The 3,844-nt window shown below is 60.0% G+C and carries 4 protein-coding genes; 3 read left to right on the top strand and 1 reads right to left on the bottom strand.

Annotated elements, in window-relative coordinates; all coding sequences use genetic code 11:
* From F8N49_RS26410 to F8N49_RS26400, 3 genes are all read left to right on the top strand, one after another.
* Window positions 1-636: fumarylacetoacetate hydrolase family protein (locus tag F8N49_RS26410; protein WP_151553189.1), on the top strand; the 636-nt coding region annotated here is incomplete at its 5' end.
* A 286-nt stretch (window positions 637-922) separates the two neighbouring features.
* Complete coding sequence (locus F8N49_RS26405; RefSeq protein ID WP_016772676.1) at window positions 923-1,846, top strand: SdiA-regulated domain-containing protein; 924 nt, start codon at window positions 923-925, stop codon at window positions 1,844-1,846.
* Window positions 1,847-1,963: 117 nt separating this feature from the next.
* Entirely contained in the window at window positions 1,964-2,881 is a 918-nt protein-coding gene (locus tag F8N49_RS26400) for an SdiA-regulated domain-containing protein (protein WP_122698620.1), read from the top strand.
* A gap of 144 nt (window positions 2,882-3,025) precedes the next feature.
* Here the strand turns inward: F8N49_RS26400 and rpiA are convergent, their stop codons facing one another.
* Window positions 3,026-3,700, bottom strand: a complete 675-nt coding sequence (gene rpiA, locus F8N49_RS26395; protein WP_007913886.1) for a ribose-5-phosphate isomerase RpiA — start codon at window positions 3,698-3,700, stop codon at window positions 3,026-3,028.
* Window positions 3,701-3,844 lie beyond the last annotated feature (144 nt).

Raw genomic sequence — 3,844 nt, 5'->3', positions numbered from 1 at the left:
ACGCGCATTCACTTCCCGATCGGAAAAGTCGTGTGCATTGGCCGCAATTACGCCGAACACGCCAAGGAACTGGACAATCCGGTGCCGACCGAGCCGCTGCTGTTCATCAAGCCGGGCAGTTGCGTGGTGCCGCTGGAAGGCGGGTTCAGCATTCCGACCGAGCGTGGTTCGGTGCACTACGAAGCGGAAATCGCCGTGTTGATCGGCAAGCCGCTGTCGACCAAACCAAGCCGTGAAGAAGTCCTCGATGCGATCTCCGGCTTCGCCCCGGCGCTGGACCTGACCCTGCGCGACAAGCAGGCCGAGCTGAAAGCCAAGGGCCTGCCGTGGGAAATCGCCAAGTCGTTCGACGGCGCGGCGGTGATCGCGCCGTTCGTGGTCGGCAGCACCTTCGCTGACCTGACCGACATTGGCATCCGCCTGACCATCAACGGCGAAGTGCGCCAGGACGGCAACAGCAGCGCGATGCTCAACCCGATCGTGCCGATGATCCAGCACATGGCCGGCTGCTTCTCGCTGCAGGCCGGCGACGTGATCCTCACCGGTACGCCAGTGGGCGTCGGCCCGCTGAACGTCGGCGATGAAATCATCCTCGAAATGCCGGGGGCGAGCCGCTTCAGCAGCAGCGTGCGCTAACCGCAGAACCCCTTGCAGGGGGTGAGCTTTGTGGTGAGGGGATTTATCCCAGCAGGCCCCTCTTCAAGATCAAGAGGGGCGCGCTTCGCGCGCCAACGGGGATAAATCCCCTCGCCACAAGGGCCATTCCATATCTGTAATGTGTTGCTGCTGGCAAATGCACACGGCAATCCCGCCATTTGCCGTTTTTTTCACATCCTCTCTGGATAATTTCCGCGATTCTGGCGTCTCAGCCGGCCTCTTTGTGCTATTACCCTTGGCCTGAATTAACGGAACGCATCCCTTGATGGCATCTCCAACTCAGCAGAAATCCCCCTCCCGTTCGCGCTTCGTCCTGCGCTGGTATGTATGGCTGTTGCTGGTCATCGCCGCAGCCTATGGGCTGGCGTTCGCCATGCATTGGGATGATCGCGGCGTGCTGTGGGTGCTGGAGCGCTTCGAGAGCAAGGCCGAGCAGAAGGAGAGCGTCTGGCTGCCGGATTATCAGGTGGTGATTGATGCCAAGCCGCTGCCGGGCATGGAAAAGGACGAAGCTTCGGATCTGGCCTATAACCCGCAGACCAAGACCCTGTTCGCGGTCATGGGCAAAAATCCGTTCCTGGCTGAGCTGACGTTGCAAGGCGACGTGCTGCGCAAGATGCCGCTGGTGGGCTGGAGCAACCCGGAAGGCCTGACGGTCATGGAAAACGGTCTGCTGGCGATTGTTGATGAACGTCAACACACGCTGTCGATCGTCAAGGTCGAAGCCGGTACCCGTGAGCTGAACATTGCCGACTTCCCGAAATACGACCTCGGGCCGTCGAAAGATCAGAACAAAGCTTTCGAAGCCATCACCTGGGATCCGCGTAACCGTCAACTTGTGCTGGGTGAAGAGCGCCCGCCGGCGCTGTTCACCTGGAAAAGCGACGGCAGCCAGACCCTGATCGGCGACAAGCAGAAGCTGGCCAGTGACGAGCTCGATATTCGCAACCTGTCGGCGCTGGCGGTCGACCCACGCACTGGCCATCTGCTGGTGTTGTCCGCCGATTCGCACCTTTTGCTGGAACTGGACGAGAAGGGCGAGCAAGTCAGTTTCATGACGTTGCTTGGGAATTTCAACGGTCTGAAAGACACCATTCCCCGCGCCGAAGGCATGACCATGGACGAGGACGGCACGTTGTACATGGTCAGCGAACCGAACCTGTTCTACCGCTTCGAAAAACCCCGGTAATTTTCCCTACGACAATCGCGGAATTGTGCGGTTGTCGTGGCAGGCAAGTGGCCATTAAGCTTCAGTTCAGACAGGCGTGATATTTCATCCGCCTGCCTTGAACCCGAGCCTGCCTGAATGCGTCGACTTGCCCGTCCCAAACCGCTGATTCTTGTCCTGTTGATGATTGCCCTGATCGCGTTGCTCGCGATCGGTCAATACTTGCGCCTGTTCGAGCGCGCCTGGTTCAACCTGCACACGCTGTGGCAACCGTTGAGCAGCGAGGCGATCGGCCTGGATCAATATCGGGTGACCATCGAAGCGCGACCGATCGACGGGCTCGACGATGACGTCTCGGCGCTGACCTACGATCCGGTGCGCAAAAGCCTGTTCACCGTGACCAACAAGAATTCCGAACTGGTCGAATTGTCCCTGGAAGGCAAGATTCTGCGGCGCATCGCTCTGGTCGGGTTCGGCGATCCGGAAGCGGTCGAATACATCAGCGCCGACACCTACGTGATCACCGACGAGCGCCAGCAACGCCTGATCAAGATTCATCTCGAGGCCGACACCACTTTTCTCGATGCCGAAGATGCCGAGCAAATGACCTTGGGCGTGCACATGGCCAGCAACAAGGGTTTCGAGGGGCTGGCTTACGACTCGGTGGGCAAGCGGCTGTTCGTGGCGAAAGAACGCGACCCGATGCTGATCTACGAAGTCCACGGCTTCCCGCATTTCAAACCGGACAAGACCTACGCGGTGCACGTGATCAACAACCCCAAGCGCGATGCCGGGATGTTCGTGCGTGATCTGTCGAGTCTGCAGTACGACGAACGCAGCGGGCACTTGCTGGCACTGTCGGACGAGTCGCGGTTGATTATCGAGCTGGATGTCGACGGGCGCCCGTTGAGCACCATGTCGATCAGCGGCGGGCGTCAGGGTTTGCAGAAAACCGTGCCGCAGGCGGAGGGAATTGCGATGGATGATGACGGCACGTTGTACCTGGTGAGCGAGCCGAATCTGTTTTACGTGTTCAAGAAACCGGCACAGCCCTAACCAACACCCCAAAACACTGTGGGAGCTGGCTTGCCAGCGATGAGGCCATCACTTTCAACATCATTGTTGACTGACAGGCCGCTATCGCTGGCAAGCCAGCTCCCACAGGTATTTCATTTGCCCACACAGTGTGGGCAGTCCGGCTTACTCAGCCTTCAGGGTTTTCACGCCTTCACTGGTGCCCAGCAACAACAGATCCGCCGGGCGCGCGGCGAACAGGCCGTTGGTGACCACGCCGACGATGGCATTGATCTGCGCTTCCAGCTCCACCGGGTTGGTGATCTGCAGGTTGAACACGTCGAGGATGATGTTGCCGTTGTCGGTCAATACGCCTTCGCGGTACACCGGGTCGCCACCGAGTTTCACCAGTTGGCGGGCTACGTGGCTGCGGGCCATTGGGATGACTTCCACCGGCAGCGGGAACTCGCCGAGTACCGGCACCAGTTTGCTGGCGTCGGCGATGCAGATGAAGGTCTTGGCCACGGCGGCGACAATCTTCTCGCGGGTCAGGGCGGCGCCGCCGCCCTTGATCAGGTTCAGGTGCGCATCGCTTTCATCGGCGCCGTCGACGTAGAACTCCAGATCGCTGACGGTATTCAGCTCATACACCGGAATCCCATGGCCCTTGAGGCGCGCGGCGGTGGCTTCGGAGCTGGCGACCGCGCCATCGAACGCGCCCTTGTGCTGGGCCAGTGCATCGATGAAGCAATTGGCGGTGGAGCCGGTGCCGACGCCGACGATGCTCTTGTCGTCGAGTTTCGGCAGGATGAAGTCGACAGCGGCCTGGGCCACGGCCTGTTTGAGTTGATCCTGGGTCATGCGGGCTCCGGAAGCGGGCAAGGGTTGGGCAGAAAGGCCGGCATTATAGGCCTCGCGGTCGTGAAGGTCATTGTCCTGTTGGCAGATCAAAAGATCGCAGCCTTCGGCAGCTCCTACAGGGGAATGCGTTCCAAAGTGTAGGAG

The organism is Pseudomonas sp. GXM4, assembly GCF_008923895.1.
Classification (GTDB): Bacteria; Pseudomonadota; Gammaproteobacteria; order Pseudomonadales; family Pseudomonadaceae; genus Aquipseudomonas; species Aquipseudomonas atacamensis.
Note: the sequence above shows the minus strand (reverse complement) of the source record. Positions and strands in the feature narration are given on the sequence as shown.

What these genes read in the sequence shown, in the direction of transcription:
- F8N49_RS26405 (WP_016772676.1), top strand. Translation starts at nt 923, where the DNA reads ATGGCATCTCCAACTCAGCAGAAATCCCCCTCCCGTTCGCGCTTCGTC.
- rpiA (WP_007913886.1), bottom strand. Translation starts at nt 3,700, where the DNA reads ATGACCCAGGATCAACTCAAACAGGCCGTGGCCCAGGCCGCTGTCGAC.
- F8N49_RS26400 (WP_122698620.1), top strand. Translation starts at nt 1,964, where the DNA reads ATGCGTCGACTTGCCCGTCCCAAACCGCTGATTCTTGTCCTGTTGATG.